Raw genomic sequence first — 424 nt, forward strand, 5'->3', positions numbered from 1 at the left:
GAATCTTCAATCATTTTTTGAATTTTATTGCCATCAAACGGAATATTGGTATAGCCGTTTTTTTCATAGAAACTCTTTATGCGGTTATCGAAATAATATAACTTCGATAACGTATTCGGTGCTAATGCTGTCATGTATTTTAGTTTGAAAAGTCCAGTGATAATTGTCTTTTATTCATTTGCCATTCTTCAAAAGTCAACTCCTTTATATCGTTAAGTGCTTTTCTTGCGTCATTGAGCAGCTTCTTTTGGTCGCTATAATCATTTCGTATTCGTTCCACTTCTTCTAATTGCTTTTCCAAAGCCTTTTGCTTTTGCTCTAAAAACTCTCCCTGGTCGGTGAAATAATTAAAAAGGGCATTGTAGCATTCCAGTCTGTACTTAATGATTTGTTCTTTAGCCTCAGCCTTGACATTCTTGGGATT

1 protein-coding gene is annotated in these 424 nt (G+C 34.4%); it reads right to left on the reverse strand.

Features of this window, described 5'->3' with window-relative positions; genetic code table 11:
- Positions 1–139: 139 nt before the first annotated feature.
- A partial coding sequence (locus KEM10_RS24090; RefSeq protein ID WP_212221042.1) for a hypothetical protein occupies positions 140–424 on the reverse strand: 285 nt, incomplete at its 5' end.

Origin of the sequence: Carboxylicivirga linearis, assembly GCF_018271995.1 — a bacterium.
Taxonomy (GTDB): Bacteria; Bacteroidota; Bacteroidia; order Bacteroidales; family Marinilabiliaceae; genus Carboxylicivirga; species Carboxylicivirga linearis.